The sequence below is a fragment of the Spirosoma daeguense genome, from assembly GCF_054776875.1.
Genome location: NZ_BAAHBF010000008.1, coordinates 382,579 through 399,178, shown reverse-complemented (window position 1 = coordinate 399,178; position 16,600 = coordinate 382,579). Strand labels below are relative to the sequence as shown.

13 protein-coding genes are annotated in these 16,600 nt (G+C 46.6%); 10 read left to right on the top strand and 3 right to left on the bottom strand.

Going from position 1 to position 16,600, the window contains the following annotated elements; all coding sequences use genetic code 11:
• Window positions 1-115 precede the first annotated feature (115 nt).
• Together ACYVD4_RS25700 and ACYVD4_RS25695 are read right to left on the bottom strand one after the other, a co-directional pair.
• Entirely contained in the window at window positions 116-1,288 is a 1,173-nt protein-coding gene (locus ACYVD4_RS25700; protein ID WP_460950574.1) for an imelysin family protein, read from the bottom strand.
• A gap of 75 nt (window positions 1,289-1,363) precedes the next feature.
• Entirely contained in the window at window positions 1,364-2,539 is a 1,176-nt protein-coding gene (locus ACYVD4_RS25695) for a DUF4856 domain-containing protein (RefSeq protein ID WP_460950572.1), read from the bottom strand.
• Between the two features lie 397 nt (window positions 2,540-2,936).
• Here ACYVD4_RS25695 and ACYVD4_RS25690 point away from each other — a divergent pair, with 397 nt between their 5' ends.
• The 7 genes from ACYVD4_RS25690 to ACYVD4_RS25660 all read left to right on the top strand — a co-directional run bounded on the left by ACYVD4_RS25690 (window position 2,937) and on the right by ACYVD4_RS25660 (window position 12,102).
• Complete coding sequence (locus tag ACYVD4_RS25690; protein ID WP_460950571.1) at window positions 2,937-3,365, top strand: response regulator; 429 nt, start codon at window positions 2,937-2,939, stop codon at window positions 3,363-3,365.
• Between the two features lie 89 nt (window positions 3,366-3,454).
• On the top strand, window positions 3,455-4,531 hold the full coding sequence (locus tag ACYVD4_RS25685; protein WP_460950569.1) for an alpha/beta hydrolase-fold protein: 1,077 nt from the start codon (window positions 3,455-3,457) through the stop codon (window positions 4,529-4,531).
• Window positions 4,532-4,663: 132 nt separating this feature from the next.
• A complete protein-coding gene (locus ACYVD4_RS25680; RefSeq protein WP_460950567.1) occupies window positions 4,664-6,142 on the top strand; it encodes a leucyl aminopeptidase family protein in 1,479 nt (492 codons plus the stop codon).
• 64 nt (window positions 6,143-6,206) lie between these two features.
• Window positions 6,207-7,418 (top strand): ATP-grasp domain-containing protein, encoded by a 1,212-nt coding sequence (locus ACYVD4_RS25675; RefSeq protein WP_460950565.1) that lies wholly within the window; start codon window positions 6,207-6,209, stop codon window positions 7,416-7,418.
• Between the two features lie 268 nt (window positions 7,419-7,686).
• Window positions 7,687-8,544 (top strand): DUF481 domain-containing protein, encoded by an 858-nt coding sequence (locus ACYVD4_RS25670; protein ID WP_460950563.1) that lies wholly within the window; start codon window positions 7,687-7,689, stop codon window positions 8,542-8,544.
• Between the two features lie 284 nt (window positions 8,545-8,828).
• Window positions 8,829-11,831 (top strand): DEAD/DEAH box helicase, encoded by a 3,003-nt coding sequence (locus tag ACYVD4_RS25665; protein WP_460950561.1) that lies wholly within the window; start codon window positions 8,829-8,831, stop codon window positions 11,829-11,831.
• A 94-nt stretch (window positions 11,832-11,925) separates the two neighbouring features.
• A complete protein-coding gene (locus tag ACYVD4_RS25660; protein ID WP_460950559.1) occupies window positions 11,926-12,102 on the top strand; it encodes a hypothetical protein in 177 nt (58 codons plus the stop codon).
• Between the two features lie 93 nt (window positions 12,103-12,195).
• Here the strand turns inward: ACYVD4_RS25660 and ACYVD4_RS25655 are convergent, their stop codons facing one another.
• The gene (locus tag ACYVD4_RS25655) at window positions 12,196-12,708 is read right to left on the bottom strand and encodes a phosphoribosyltransferase family protein (RefSeq protein ID WP_460950557.1); all 513 of its coding nucleotides are present in this window, start codon (window positions 12,706-12,708) and stop codon (window positions 12,196-12,198) included.
• 56 nt (window positions 12,709-12,764) lie between these two features.
• Here ACYVD4_RS25655 and ACYVD4_RS25650 point away from each other — a divergent pair, with 56 nt between their 5' ends.
• From ACYVD4_RS25650 to ACYVD4_RS25640, 3 genes are all read left to right on the top strand, one after another.
• The gene (locus ACYVD4_RS25650) at window positions 12,765-13,250 is read left to right on the top strand and encodes a DUF4783 domain-containing protein (protein ID WP_460950556.1); all 486 of its coding nucleotides are present in this window, start codon (window positions 12,765-12,767) and stop codon (window positions 13,248-13,250) included.
• A 107-nt stretch (window positions 13,251-13,357) separates the two neighbouring features.
• On the top strand, window positions 13,358-13,942 hold the full coding sequence (locus ACYVD4_RS25645; protein WP_460950554.1) for a YcxB family protein: 585 nt from the start codon (window positions 13,358-13,360) through the stop codon (window positions 13,940-13,942).
• Between the two features lie 108 nt (window positions 13,943-14,050).
• The gene (locus ACYVD4_RS25640) at window positions 14,051-16,270 is read left to right on the top strand and encodes a S9 family peptidase (protein WP_460950552.1); all 2,220 of its coding nucleotides are present in this window, start codon (window positions 14,051-14,053) and stop codon (window positions 16,268-16,270) included.
• Window positions 16,271-16,600 lie beyond the last annotated feature (330 nt).

Sequence of the window (16,600 nt, the reverse complement as noted above, 5' to 3'; positions counted from 1 at the left end):
AGTCGATAGACATAGGCTCCAACAGGCTCCGGCTGTCGGAATAATAATAGGGGCTAAATAGCTACAATATAGCCAACAGCCGGAGCCTGTTGGAGCCTATGTCTTTCCACAGATATTAATCTCCGTCGTTGTCTGTATACGTAATGGTGATGCTCATGGCGGTGGTCATATCGACTTTAAGCATCCGGATAATTTTCTGCATCTGTGTATATGTCTGAACCATAGCCGTATTGTTGGTTTTCACCTCGTCGTACAGATTGGGTTTCAACGTATTGAGTTGCTGCGTAATGGCGTCGAACTGTTTCGTGATGGTTTCAGAAAGTGACGTACCAGTGCTGGTATCTTTAGCACCCAGCGAATTCAGGTAACTTTTCAGGCTGGGGCCTTCCTGCCCGGTTTTCACGCCTTTACCGTTGAACAAATCAACCGAAGCCTGATGAGCAGCTTTGGCCAATGCCAGCGAAATGTCTTTTTTGTAGTAACCTTCGATTTTATCCGGTGCTGCGGTACCGTTGGTCATTGCCCCCGACGGAATGCCGAATTTGCCCGAACGAACGTAGCGTTCATAATTCAATACGTATCCGTTTACCAGTTTCGATGTCGAACAACCCGCGTTTAATGCTGTGCAATTGATAAATGTATCACGATAACCACCTGTGGTCCAGGCCGTATTAACGGTCGTGAATACCGAGTTCATCTGAGTCGTTAGCCGTTTGAGGTAGGCGATACGTTTAGCAGCATCGGTGGCAGTTGTATACTTTGCCAGAATCGCGTCATCGGTAGTGCCGAGGCCATTGATCAGATAATCCAGCGCCGGAAAGCCCTGTTTCGGATAAGAAGCCGGTATATCGAACGCACCCGAACCAGCCGTTACGTACGATTCTATGCCTGCTATGTCGGCGGGGTAAATGTTAAAGAAATTACGTAGCGTATATTGTTCGGCTGGCCCAACGTCGAAGAGTTCTATTTTCTGCCATTCTACATAGGCATCAGCCCACGCCTGACGAAATTCGGTGAGCGTTGTTTTATCGGGCTTTGCCGTAAACGCGTCCGATTTCCCCAGCATCGCGTCGAACTTAGTTTTGAAATTGGCGTAGCTCGGCACAATAATATTATCGGCAATGTTGGTCAACACGGCCTTTCGGTCAGACGTAGCCTGATCGGTTGGGGTGGTTGGATTAGGAGGATTAGGTGTTGGGTTATCTGTGCCGCTACCACCGCCACAAGCCCAAATAATGGCCACCAACGCACCAATTAATCCGATTTGTTTAAACCTGAATTGGTTCATAACCTAAAAAAGAAGACAGAGCGATTCATTACGTATCGCTCTGTGGTGAATTATTGAAATAAGGTCTGGCCCGATTTAAGGCAGTTTAAATTTCGTTTTGATGGCAGTTGAAGCAGCATCAATTTTAGCATTGGTCAACCCCCAGAATTGGTTTGGTGTCGTGTAAATCAGGTTGGTCAATACGCCATCCGAGAAAGCGGCATCGGCATTGTTCAGTTTGGCGTAGCGAAGGCTGTAAATAAAGCCAAGTCCTTCACCAATTGCGTGGGCAGCAGCGGCTGTGTTAGTACCGGCGGTTTTCCATTTGCCCAGATAGCCGAGCGCAGCCGCAGCAATTGCCTTTTCCATCGCTCCCCGAATCAGCGTAGCCTGTGTTTTCAGCAGGGTTTTATCGTTGTTCACAATAGCGGCCCGGCCCGTCAGAAGTGCTTTGTGGATTTTCGGAAAATCTTCTTTGTTGTATTCCCACAGGTACGAACCAATAAAGCTCTCGCCCGAAGACGTAGCGGTGGCTTTTGCACCATAAACCGGGTTGATGGTCAGAATACCATAGATTTCGTCCCAGTTTTGCTCCAGCTGCGTATAGCTTTTTCCGGCTACCAACGTCTGATTGTCTAACGCCAGATTTTTTTCGCTCAGTAATACGTTGGCGATATAATCGACCTGAAAAGCACCGATCAGCCCTTTCTGGATGATCTGCGCCCACTCAATACCCTTATCATCAACCAGATACGTACCGAGTTTACCAGCTTTACCATCCGAAGCAGTGGCCGAAGCAAATTTACTGATAGCCGCCATTGGTGTAAATCCAGCTTCGATGGTAGCGCGTTCTTTCTCCGCATCGGCAGCCGCTAACGACGAAGCCGTTACGTTCCGTAGTTGAACGCCAGACGTATTAAGACTAGCGTTGGCCGTACCCGAAAATGGACTTCCTGTGTTCGAGAACATATTTTTCAGCACCGTGGCATCCAACGTAGCACCGGCACTGGCAGCCGTTCCGTTGTAGGTGTTGATGGCCCGGAACATGGCCAGACGGTTAGCACCATTGGTCAGATCAACAGTTTTGGCCCCCTTATCGTCTACAAAGAAATTGGCGTAGGTAGTAGTATCCGTTAATTTGCCGTAATCGACACTTTTCCGGAGTTGGGGCGAAACCGTTGTTGGATTCTCTTCCCAATTACTACAAGCTGTCAATGACGCTGTTAACAACGCCAGAGAAGCAAATTGAGACAGTAAATTACGTGATAGCATGTATATGGAGTTTTTGTATAATAGATATTCCGGCACAAAAATAAGTACTATTTAGACTAAGTATAAAATTCTTTTCTAAAAAAATGCGTTGAACTAGTAAGGAGCTAGTGTTATCAGACCTGGTTTCACTATTAATAGGACTTTAAAATCAATTAATTCACTATTAAATAGATAGGTTTTATGTTGCATGCTAGTACCCTGCTGGTTATCTTTGATTCCTACTTCTAACGCACCACACCTCATCTCTTTGTTTCCACACTACATTGCAGTTCTGTAGGTATAAATGACGCCTATCAAAACGATGTTGCCTTCTCTGTTTTTTCTTTTACGCCGTAATCAGTCGGTGAATAGTTAAACGCTTCAATTAGCGTATTCAACGTCTAACACCCTGTCAGTTATGGCTTTCCACTTCACCAACAACACTTCTTTCACGTCTCCGCCAGCCGTCTGGATTGTCGACGACGATGAGGACGACCGACTTTTTCTTCGGTCTGCTTTTGAAGACATGAGCAAGCCGGTGAGTGTACTTACCCTTACTGACGGTGATCAGTTGCTTCCCAAACTCGCAAACAGTGAAGCGTTGCCACAGCTTATTTTGCTTGATATCAACATGGTACGGCAGAATGGTTTTGAAACTCTTGTTCAGCTTCGCAACTCGGTCTCGTTTTCAAAATTGCCCGTTGTGATGCTTACTACGTCGTCAGATTATGATGATCGGCAACGAAGCCTGGATTTGGGGGCCAATCAATGCCTTACCAAACCCGCCAGTTATAACCAATTAGTTGGAATGGTTAAAGGCTTAACCGAACAATGGGCACTGGCGTAACATATTGTTTATAAACGCTTTTACGGGAACGTAGCTAATTTTACAAACTCAATCTGAACCAACTGCCGCTGGTATCCGATTTTGTCTGTATGTCTTCATCACTACGTTTAGAATTAACAACTACCGACCACGACGACCGGCCTGTGTTTGTGTCGGGAAATTTCTGCGACTGGTCTCCTGATCTGGATGCCTTCCGGATGCAACCTGTTGGGCCAGGGCAATTTACTTATGAGTTTCCTTCAGATTTAGCATTACCCCAAAAACTCGAATACAAGTACACACGTGGAAGCTGGGATCATGTTGAACTCGACTCATTGGGCGAGTCGGTTCCAAACCGCACCCTTTCCAGACTGACCAACGTAAAGCGCGAGTACGTACCCCACTGGCGCTGGTTTGGCATGCCCTACAATCCGGGCTTACTCCCCAAAATTGAGCTACTTGGCGATACGTTTCAAGTACCAAAACTCGACCGTGCCCGCCGTGTTCACGTTCTTTTGCCATACGACTACGAACAGTCGGACAAACGCTACCCTGTGCTTTACCTGCACGATGGTCAGAATCTGTTTGGCGGAGGTGCAGGTTTCGGAAGCTGGGAAATTGACCAGAAAATGGCAATTCTGGCGGCTCGCCATCACCACGAAGTGATTCTGGTTTCGATTGACCATGCCCACGACGAGCGAATTCGGGAATTTACGTTTCACCGAACACGGGCGGGCAACGGGCGCGGCCAGTATTACCTCGACTTTATTTGTCGAATCCTAAAACCGATTGTCGACCGTAGCTTTCGCACCTTACCCGATGCCAGCAATACGGGTATTGGCGGCAGTTCGCTGGGCGGGCTTATTAGTCTGTACGCGGGCCTGCTACACCCCGACATTTTTGGCCGATTATTAATTTTTTCGCCCTCGCTCTGGATTTCGCCTAAAATTTATTTCCAGGCCATTCGCTTTAAGGCGCCTGTTCCGATCAAAATCTATGCTTATGGCGGTGAACAGGAATCTCGCTACATGATTCCGAATATTCAGCGTTTCAAAGATGCCCTGATTCGGCAGAAATACGGCGGAAATCCTATTGATTTGCATTTGTCAGTCGATCCGGAAGGTACCCATCAGGAAGCTCACTGGAGCCGGGAATTCCCGAAAGCTGTCGAATGGTTGTTTTATTAGTATTAACTCAAGTTGTGAGATGCTTCTGCTTCATACCACCGCGTGGGCGGCCCCGTCCGTTGTACGAGTACACACTATCGCGCAACTTAAATTAGTAGTATTTTTTGTTCCAGATTTCAATCCGATTTTTCTGTGAAAATTACACTGAGCACCCAATTACCAACGAGCGGTGATGTACTGATACCATTCGTAAAGGACGAAACACTAACAGAACGCTTATCGGTGCTGGCTCCTCGAATAAGCCTTGCGTTGGCGTTGTTACACCGTGATTTTAAGGCCGAAGCCAAAGAAACGGCATCAATTTACAATGCCAATGATACCAAAGCGTATTTATTGGGCATGGGCGCTACGCCACAGGCAATTGACTGGCTACGTATTTTCCGGAAGTTTTTTTTCGATAATAAGGCAAAACTTCCTGCTACGTTAGGCGTCGACTTAACTGCATTTTCGGGCGAGATTATCGAACATGTAATAGTAGGAATTCGGGGCGGAGGCTATGACCTGCGGCTTTACCAAACCGATAAATCCGAAGGGCCAGCCATCTTCTCCGAATCAGGTGAGCTAACAATTTATGTCGACCCGAACCAGTTGGCCGTAGCCGAAAAAGCCCTGCTACGTGCCGAAGCCATAGCCGAAACGCTACGTCAGATGCTTGATCTGATGAATGCACCCGCAAACTTTAAAAAACCGCAAACACTTGCCGATTGGGCGATTCGGTCGGGGCAGCAACACAACTACAACGTAACGATTCTTGACCGAAACGAATTGGAGCTTCAGCATCTGGGTGCCTTACTAAGCGTGAGTCAGGGCAGCGATGCTCCACCAGTGTTGATCGTTGCCGAGTATAAACCCGAAGGTGTCAATAACGTATTGACTGTGGGGCTGGTAGGCAAAGGCGTTACGTTCGATACGGGTGGTATTTCCATAAAAACGTCGGCCAGTATGCACCTCATGAAAAGCGATATGGGGGGCGCAGCGGCTGTATTGGGTGCTATGGAAGTTGCTGCCAAACTCAACCTGCCGATTCATGTGGTTGGCATTGTACCTGCTACCGAAAATGCCATCGACGGACGTTCGACCAAACCGGGCGATGTGATTACGTCTTATCTTGGCAAAACTATCGAGATTATTGATACGGATGCCGAAGGACGGGTTATTCTGGCCGATGGGTTGGGGTATATGGTCCGTAATTTCAAGCCCGATGTGCTGATCGATTTAGCTACGTTGACGGGCAATGTCATTGCAGCACTGGGTTATCATGCCGCCGGTTTATTTACGCCTAACGATGAACTGGCTCGTAAACTGACCGAAGCAGGTGACCAGACTGGCGAACGGCTTTGGCGACTTCCTGTTTGGGATAGTTATCAGGAAGACATCAAATCGGACGTAGCAGATTTGAAAAATTTTAGCGGCAAACCCACTGCCGGAGCCATCAGCGCGGCTAAATTTCTGGAAGTATTTACCGAAAAACATCCTGCCTGGGCTCACCTCGATATTGCCGGAATGGCTTTCGCTGATACTGAATTTGGTTCGCAGAAAAACGCAACAGGATTTGGGATTCGGCTATTAATTGCGTATTTACGTACGTTGATTGCCGAAACACAACCATAAGTTTCAGGTTTCAAGTATAAGGTTAACTTGAAACCTGATCCATCGAACCTGAAACTCCCTACCTATGAAACAGTTGTCTATTTTATGCATTGCTACGTTTTTTAAAGGGCATGATTTCATGCGAGCCTGCAAAGAGTTGGGCAACACCGTTTACCTGCTAACCGACCAAAAACTATCGAACGACGAGTGGCCCCGCGATGCCATCGACGAGTTCTTTTATCTTCCTTCGCCCAGCAACGACCCCAACGATCTCGAACAGATGATTCTCGGGCTGGCCCATTCGATGCGGTCACGAAAAATTGACCGGGTAGTTGCGCTTGACGATTTTGATGTTGAAAAAGCCGCTCTCATTCGCGAAACGTTCCGCATCGATGGTATGGGACAGACAACCGCCCGCTATTTCCGCGATAAACTGGCCATGCGTATACGGGCTTTTTCGGCGGGTATACGGGTTCCTGCCTTCAGTCCACTTTTTCGTGATGAAACAATTACGGCTTTTCTGCAAACTACCGAATCACCCTGGCTAATCAAACCCCGCTCCGAAGCCTCAACAACGGGTATCCGCAAAGTGCATTCGCTGGATGAAGCCTGGTCGGCCATTCACCTGCTGGGCGATCTTCGGCATCATTACCTGATCGAAGAATTTAAACCGGGCAAAGTGTACCACGTTGATGCGCTGTCGGTCGATGGAAAAGCTGTGTTTTCGCGCGTGAGTCAGTATCTGGCTACACCCATGGAAGTTGCTCATGGTGGGGGCGTATTCCGCACGGCTACGCTGCCGCTCGACACGCCTGAGACTGCCGCCTTACGCCAGATAAACGATCAGGTACTGGAGGCATTTGGTATGCGTTTCAGTGCTTCACATTCCGAATATATCCGGGGCGATCATGATGGCGAATTGTATTTCCTCGAAACCTCATCGCGGGTAGGGGGCGCTCATATTGCCGAAATGGTTGAAGCCGCTTCGGGCGTCAATCTCTGGCGTGAGTGGGCTAAACTGGAAATTGCGATGGCCCACAAAGATCACTACGTTCCGCCCACCGATACGGGTCAGTATGCGGGTTTGATCGTTTCACTAGCTCGTCAGCAATCGCCTGATCTGTCGGTCTTTACCGAGTCAGAAATCTGGTGGCGCATGAAAAAGGAGTACCACGTTGGCCTGATTATCAACTCCGACAGCCGTGAACAGATTCTGGAACTGCTCGATACGTACATGCACCGAATTTACCAGGAATTCCACGCATCGGCCCCACTCCCTGACAAACCAACGAGCTAGGCTGAAAGTCGAGTTATAAATCAAGATGAAGCTAGTTGTTCGTCCACGCTTCTATTTGTAGTGAAGTCGGGTTCTTCAGCCCGGCCTAATTTCTGATGCAAAGAGTCGGGTTCTTAAACCCGACTTCACTACGTCATACTTGTTTCATTCTAGTATTGCTTTGATCAAAACCTGACTGAGACGCGTGAGTCATAGAATAAATAGTGGCTTTTATTCATCGTCAACTGTGTTGTTTTTTCTAAGTTGCGGGTTCACTACTCAGCATTTCATGAAGAACATCCGTCTTTTGGTGCTTTTATTCAGCCTGCTTGGCGTTCACTACGTATCGGTTGCACAGATTGTTGAACAACCCGATCCACTACGTCCATCAACGCCTAAAGCAGACAGCACTCAAGTAATTCCCGCTACCGATTCAACAGAAGCCGATACCATAATCGTAAAAATTGTAACTCCATCCGTAGATACGAACAAGGTGATCTTTCGCTATCGACTAACCGCCGATGGTACCATTACGGCAGGAAATGTGAACCGAACCTTACTTCAACTCACTAGCTCCTTCGACTATCAGCTCAGTCGTAATTTCAAACTATCGAGCAATCCATCGTTCGTTTTTGGGAAGCAAAGTGGTATTCTGGCCGAGCGCGAATGGTTCGGGGATTTTCGTACTACGTATCGACACGAAAAACGATTGTATTATCTGGCATTTGGGTCGTATGAACGTAGCAATCTTCGGCAAATAGCTCACCGCTGGACGGCCGCCGGTGGTATTGGCTACAAATTAGTGAATCGAAAACGGGCGTATGTATCGGTTACGAATGTGCTTCTACACGAGAATACCGACTTTTTTGAACGCGAGGATATTTACATCTTCCGAAATTCACTACGTCTATTTGGCGAATATTCGTTCGATAAAGATCGCTGGACGGTAACCCACACTGCGTTCTACCAGCCTGCACTCGGTACGTATAACGTTCGCTGGAATGGCAGTGTGAGCGTTCAGGTTAAGCTGACGCAGGTAATCAGCCTGCGCACAACAGCGGCCAATGCCTACGAAAGTCTGGTAGCACCGGGTCGACAAAACGACGATTTTCGGTTCACAATAGGATTGGTTTATGAGAAGAAATAGGCCAGTTATCAGCTCCCTATTATACCATAAAATAAGGTTCTGATCCGGGCATTAAGCCGGTTACATAATTTGTCAGAATCTCTCTTGTACATTTTGTTTTGATTCGTATATTTGAAACCGTTGATAATTGTAAATACTGTACAATAGACTCATTTTGAGTTCTTTACAAGTTTTTTTTATCATTTATCAACATCCATATCCGGCCGCTTTTCTTAACCAGTTATTCACCTTATTCTAGTACTGGTACCACTCCCCTACGAGCTGGTGCTTTGTAATGTATTACCATGAAAGTTTCGCCCCTGCAGCCGTTTCAAATTGTGTACTCATTACTCGATCACGAGTTTCTGGGTTATTTAATCGAAGCGTTCGTGGTGCAGTTGAACTCGCGGGGCGAACTGACACTACAGAATCAGACACTATCGACCCAGAACGTTGGCGAGTTTGCCAAAGAACTCAATGAAGTAGATTTTGAACTGGTAAAACTCATCGACAGTATCCAGCAGGATACCATCGTCAAAAAATTCAATACCCGAAAACTGCCCGCCGTCGATTTCTTTCTGAAAATCTATGACCCACAGAAAGGCGATAAACTAGTTCAGGATGCTATTTGTGGCTATCTGGAAACCATCAAATCGCAGATTATGGCGCTCATGCCCGGCAAGCCTTTCTTCATTATGGGTAACGACGGCAATCCGGCCTGGGAGCGTATTACGTGGATGCCAGAACCTGCCCGTGTGCACTTCCATTTTGTCAGAAATCCAGACTCAACGCACTATTTTCCGATTATTCGCTACCCCGTTCGTTCGGCTGATGGCCGGGATGTTGTGGAGACAGAACGGGTTGAATTTCAATTTAAAGGCGCACTGATGATTTGCGATGAACCGGCCTATATGATGGTCGGGAATCGGCTCTATCACTTCAGCAAAAACGTAGACGGAAAAAAACTACGGCCATTCTTTAACAAAAATCACATCATTATTCCACGCAATATTGAGCAGCAGTATTACGAGCGATTTGTTACTCAGCTCATTGCGTCTTACGACGTATTTCCGAAAGGGTTCGAAATCCGGTCGGAAGTTCTTGATCCTGTGCCCGTGCTAACCATTTCCGAGATGGTACAATCGAGCCGAACAGTTCCCGCATCGACAGCCTTGTTCCAGAACGGAACAAACGGCATTGAAACGGCTGATAAAGATGATGAAGCCAGCCAACGTATTGTTTTCGACCTGTCTTTTCAATACGGTGATTTTAATTTTCGGTTCGATAATTTCGGTTCATCGGCCAATGTGAGTCTGGAAAAGAAAAATGACGACTATATTTTCCATAAAATCCGTCGCGACCAACGTCTGGAACGTCAGAAATTAAGCCTTCTGCGCGATTCGGGACTTGACATACGTCACGGAAGACTGGCCCTTTCGAAAGCTGAAGCGTTTACGTGGCTGTCGGAACAGAGCCAGAAAATTCAGGAATCCGGGTTTCTGCTTCGGCAGGATGTTCAGGATAGCAAACGGTATTTTCTGGGTTACTCCAGCATTAGCGTATCGATTCAGGAGGGACGCGACTGGTTCGATATTTACGCCAATGTGCGCTTTGGTGAGTTCGAGATTCCATTCCTGAAACTGCGCAATCTGATTCTGAATAAAAAGCGCGAATTTAAACTTCCCAACGGCGAAATAGCCGTTATTCCCGACGTCTGGTTTACCCGTTATTCCGAACTTTTTGGCTTTCTCGAACGGCTCGATGATGAAGCTGATGAGCGGCTCGTACTCCAAAAACATCACATTGCGCTGGTTCAGGAACTGGAACGTAACAACCTGGCAACCACAACCATCAGCCGAAAATTGGAACGTCTGCGCGATTTCGAAACCATTGAAACATATCCGTTACCGGCTGGCTTCAATGGTACGCTACGTCCGTATCAGCAAGCGGGTTACGACTGGATGAATTTTCTGCGGCAGTATAATTTCGGCGGATGCCTGGCCGATGATATGGGATTGGGTAAAACCGTTATGACGCTGGCCATGTTGCAGGGTCAGAAAGAAGCAGGTGCTACGTCCCCAAGTCTGCTGGTAATGCCAACGTCATTGCTGTATAACTGGGAATTGGAAGCGCGTAAGTTTACGCCAAATTTGCGCGTGATGGTTTATACGGGTACGTACCGCGACAAAAACACGGCTCAATTCGACAATTACGATCTGATTCTGACGTCTTACGGGATTGTACGTATCGATATAGACTTACTGAGCGATTACCGATTCAACTACGTTATTCTCGATGAGTCGCAGGCCATCAAAAACCCGTCGTCGCACATTACCAAAGCCGTTGTCCAACTCAACACGGCGCACCGACTTATTCTGACCGGTACTCCACTGGAAAACAGTACGATGGATTTATGGTCGCAGTTATCGTTTATCAATCCGGGATTACTGGGCACGCAGTCGTTTTTCCGGAACGAATACCAGATTCCAATCGAGAAACGGCACGACGAAGCCAAGACCAGTCGACTCTATGCGCTGATAAAGCCGTTTATGCTCCGACGTAACAAATCGCAGGTCGCAACCGATTTGCCCGAAAAAGTCGAGAGTGTGCTGTATTGCGAGATGACCCCCGATCAGGAAAAACAGTACGAAGAAGCCAAATCGTATTACCGCAATCTGATTCTCGAACACATTGAAGAAGCAGGTATGGCCAAATCGCAGATGGTGGTTTTGCAGGGACTTACCAAACTCCGGCAGATTGCCAACCACCCACGCATGGTCGATGCCGATTACGAAGGCGATTCGGGCAAGCTCGACGACGTGTTGATGCGGCTCGAAAGTGCCATGACAGAAAACCATAAAGTACTAGTATTCAGTCAGTTTATTAAGCACCTGAACGTAGTACAGCAATATCTGAAAGAGAAATCCATTAAATACGCCTATCTCGACGGCGGCACCACCGACCGGCAGGGACAGGTAGCCCTTTTTCAGACGGACGATTCGGTTAAACTCTTCCTTATTTCGTTAAAAGCAGGTGGTTTGGGGCACAACCTCACAGCCGCCGACTACGTGTTTATTCTGGACCCGTGGTGGAATCCGGCCATTGAAGCACAGGCCGTTGACCGCGCACACCGTATCGGTCAGCTAAAAACGGTGTTTACGTATAAATTCATCGCCAAGAATACGGTCGAGGAAAAAATATTATCGCTACAGCGCGCCAAGCAGCAACTCGCCGGAAGCCTGATAACTACCGAAGAGAACTTCATGAAATCGTTGACCAAAGAAGATATTATGGTGCTGCTGGAGTAAACAGCCGACAGAAAACGCTACGTTTCGTGACATTATCCGTTTGTTTTAGTTATCTAACCGACACACTATTCTGTACACTAAAATCAACGTAGTCATGAATGTAAAAAGCGTATTCGGAATTATTCTGACACTAGTTGGCCTGATTGGCCTGATTTATGGCGGTATCGACTTCACCAAAGGCGGAGTTGCTCAGGCTTCGTTCGTCTACGTAATAATGGGTGCTATATTTTTCTTCACCGGCGTCAGCCTGATACGTAGCACAAAAGCATAAATTACTGGCCCAGACAGGCTCCGGCTGTCTGTTGTAGCGTCAGCAATTTACAAAGTAGCTACAGACAGACAGCCAGGGCCTGTCTGGGCCGATTTATCGTAAATAAACTCCTGCTCTTGCATCGTCGCTGAGAACAACTTCTACGTGTTCTGTCAACGTAGTACTCAGTTCGTATCCTTTATAATCGGCGGCAACCGGATAGCGCGGGTGGTTCCGGTCGATCAGAACAGCTACCTGCAACTTTTGAATCGGCACGGTCAGAAAAGGTTGCAAACTAAATGCCAGCGTCCGGCCAGTATAAAGCACATCGTCGACCACAATTACAACTTTATCGGTGAATTCTGCGATTGGTTCATCCGCCTGAACGGCGGGCTGTGTCGTTTGTGCCTTATCGAGCGTGAGCTGAATTAATTTGACGGTAAACGGGGCTATGGTTTGCAATTCCTGTGCCAATGCCTTTGCCAGTACATATCCTTCGCCCGCGACACCCGCTAGCAGCAAAGTCGTTTCTTCAAAATTATTTTCATATATCTGAAACGCTATCCGTCTGATTTTCTGACGAATCTGTTCAGCATTCAGAATAAGCGTTGGCTGGCTCGTATTCATGGGCAATCGGCTACGAAAAAAATGGCGCTGCAAAGATGGTAAAAAGCCACTAGCCAATGAAATATGTAAACCGGCAATCTGGTTGGCACAGTTTTCGCCTAGTGTGGAGCAAAGCGTATCTACTTTTCTCCCGAACCATGCACACAGTTGTTAATTTTATTTTTCTCTTTTTCATCAGGTTCTTTCCTGGTGCAGCACTCACCGAATCAGACATCACGCAAACCGTGGGAACATCATTACGTAGTGGCGATGCCGGCCAGCTATCTACACGTTTTGCCAAAAATATAGAACTGGTCATAGATACCGAGAAAGTAGATTTTTCGTCGGTTCAGGCCACTCACGCTACGTTAATTCTTCGGTCGTTTTTCCGGAAATACCCACCCAACAATTTTCAATTCATTTACCGGGGCTCGTCCGACAAAATGCGCTATAGCACAGGCACCTACGTAACGGGTGGGCAAAATTTCTCGGTCTATGTTCTAATGCGTCAGAATACGAATCGAGAATTCACGATCAACGCGCTGCATTTCAGAAGGGATTAAGGATATACGTTTTGCAATTGAAACGACCAGCAAAACACCTTATTTATCTATCCTGACAGACGACTACCGACTTTTATCCTAACTTTGCGTTTTTATGCAGAGGTATCATGATTGTTAAGACCAAAAAATACGCTTTAGACCAAAAAACGTATATTAATATTGCCCTCCGTCAGTGGGTAAAACAAAATTGGAAATGGGCTTTTGTACCACTGAGCCTCATTCTTCTGAACGTAGTCCTCAGTCTGACCAACGTCTATCCCAACTATTGGATTTATATCGTCATTGTGTTACTGACGGTTCTGTATGTACTGTTCTGGGCTGTACAGATTACCGGTATTTCGCAAATGGAGCAGAGCAAGGCACTATTTCAGAAGTACGTGTATGAAATTGATAGTCGTCAGATTCTTATGCGTATCAACGCCAAAGAAGGTGGTATTCTAAAATGGAGCCAGATCGATAGTGTTATAAAAGATAAGGAGGCATATATTCTCTTTCTGGACAATTCAGAAGCAATGGCAAATGTAAAAGCCAACTGGATTGCCAAAATCGTGACCAAAGGATTAGCGAAAGCCCAGTTTATCTATCTGCCTTTCAGTATTTTCACCAGCGATAATGATCTTCGTTTTACCGATGCATTGTTGAAACGTAAGGGCTTATTACCGGGCGCGGTTCCTGCCGAAACGGTGAAATAAGGCACACGAAACGATACAGTACCTCAAAGTTATCCCTGTATTTAGCTTATTTTCCAACTTTGCTTCGGCCCAGCCCTGGCGAAGTTGGATTTTTTCGTTCATTCAACTATGAATATCGCCAACCGTTTTATCCTATTCTATTCGCTGTCGCTGGTAGCTTTTGTGGCCACTGGTCAAACTAAAAAATTGGTTACGTTAGATGACATCTGGGGACGTAACCAGGGAATCTTTAACCAACGTACCGTGGCCGCTGTAAACTGGATGAAAACTGGCGGTTTTTATACGACTCTCGACGCCGGAAAAGTGGTAAAGTTTACCATAACCACCGGAAATCCAGTTGAAACGCTATTTGATGAACGCGATGTGGTTGTCAGCGGAACAACCAAGAAGATACATATCGAAGATTATCAATTGGCGGCCGATGAGCGTAAATTGTTGCTTACTACGCAGGAGGAGCCAATTTATCGCCGGTCGAGCAAAGCCGTTTTTTTTATTTACGACCTCACAACCAAGCGTTTGTTTCCACTGAGCAAAGGTGGCAAACAACAATACGCTACGTTCTCGCCCGATGGTAAACGGGTAGCTTTTGTGCGCGATAATAATCTTTTTACAGTTGAATTAGCCACTGGAAAAGAAACCAGACTTACTTCCGACGGCAAACGTAACGCCATCATCAACGGCGGTGCCGATTGGGTTTACGAAGAGGAATTCAGCATGGCACGTGCTTTCGAATGGTCGCCCGATAGCCGTCGACTGGCCTGGATTCGGTTCGATGAAAGTCGCGTTCCTGAGTACGACATGCAACTCTGGGGTGGCCTCTATCCTATCGAATATCGGTTTAAATATCCCAAAGCCGGTGAAGCAAATTCGGTTGTTTCGGTTTGGATAGCCGACGTAGTAACAGGCAAAAAAGTGCTGGCACAGACTAACCGAAACGCCAAACCGCAAGACACAGATATTTACCTACCTAGAATTCAATGGACAAAGAATTCGAATCTGTTATCGGTACGTCGGATGAATCGATTGCAGAACAAGCTCGATTTGCTACACATCAACGCAATCACTGGTCAGTCTAATACGGTACTCACCGAGACCAGTGCTACGTATGTCGATCTGGAATTTACCGACGATTTAACATACCTGAACGATGGAAAATCGTTTATCTGGACCAGCGAACGTAGCGGTTATAAGCATCTGTATCTTTATGATCTCACTGGTAAATTAATTCGTCCAATTACGTCAGGCGAGTTTGAAGTGGTAACAATAGCGGGTATCGATGAGAAAAGTGGCATGATTTTTTTTACGAGTACAGAACCATCTCCGCTTGAACGACACCTTTATAGTATAGGCATCGATGGAAAAAATAAGCAACAGCTTACCCAGAAAGCTGGTACGTATACCACTACATTCAGTCCTGATTTCTCGTATTACTTATTGTATCATACATCGGCTAGTTCACCTATCTCTGTTAGTCTGCGCGATACGAAAACAACCAATGATTTACGTATACTTGAAGCCAACGAACCGCTAAAAACCCGACTTGCTACGTATCAGATTGTCCCAAAACAGTTTTTCCAGACAAAAGCTGCCGACGGTACTACGTTGCATGGCTGGGCGATGCGTCCGGCAGATTTTGACAGTACCGGCACAAAAAAATATCCGGTTCTAATGTTTGTTTACGGTGGACCGGGTTCGCAGACCGTTAAAAATGATTGGGACAATCGAGATTTTTTCTGGTATCAAACCCTGGTTCAGAAAGGCTACGTTATTGTTTCGGTCGATGGTCGGGGAACGGGGGCACGCGGAACCGCTTTCCGGAATGTTACGTATGCACAGCTCGGTAAACTCGAAACAGAAGATCAGATTGCCGTGGCACGTCAGTTAAAAACGCTTCCCTACGTTGATCCCGCCCGGGTTGGCATCTGGGGCTGGAGTTATGGCGGTTATATGACTGCGCTCTGCATGACTCTTGGTGCCGAAGTTTTCAAGTCGGGTATTTCGGTAGCTCCCGTTACGAACTGGCGTTTTTACGATTCAATTTATACCGAACGCTACCTGAAACGACCACAGGAAAATGCAGCAGGTTACGACGATAATTCGCCGGTTACGCACGCGTCAAAACTACGTGGTCCTTTCCTGCTCATCCACGGCACTGGCGATGATAATGTTCATTTTCAGAACTCCGTTGCTTTCGAGAATGCGTTGATTGAGGCAGGAAAACAGTTCCAGTCATTCTATTATCCGAACCGCAATCACGGCATCTACGGTGGCAACACCCGTCTGCACCTGTACACGATGATGACCGACTTTATCGAGAAGAACTTATAGTCTACTCAGGCCGGTTCAGTTCTGCTTAAGATTTATGGGTTAGGCTTAAGGTTGGTGAGCACGAGTTCATAAAACCGAAAATGGTTATGGGTTCAAAACTAGGAAAGCCCGAATTACAGGGCTTTCACTATTGTAACATCGACTTGACCTATTGTAACCTGCTTTAGCTTCAGGTCAGGTATACCCTTATACATTCTCCTATAGGTTAGAATAATCACCAAACCGTTACCATTATCTTGTCATTTTTCGTATTTTACAAACAAAATACGCCACCGAACACCCTAACTACTCTAAACATCGTAAAAGGAATTGATACAAGTAATCTGTCAT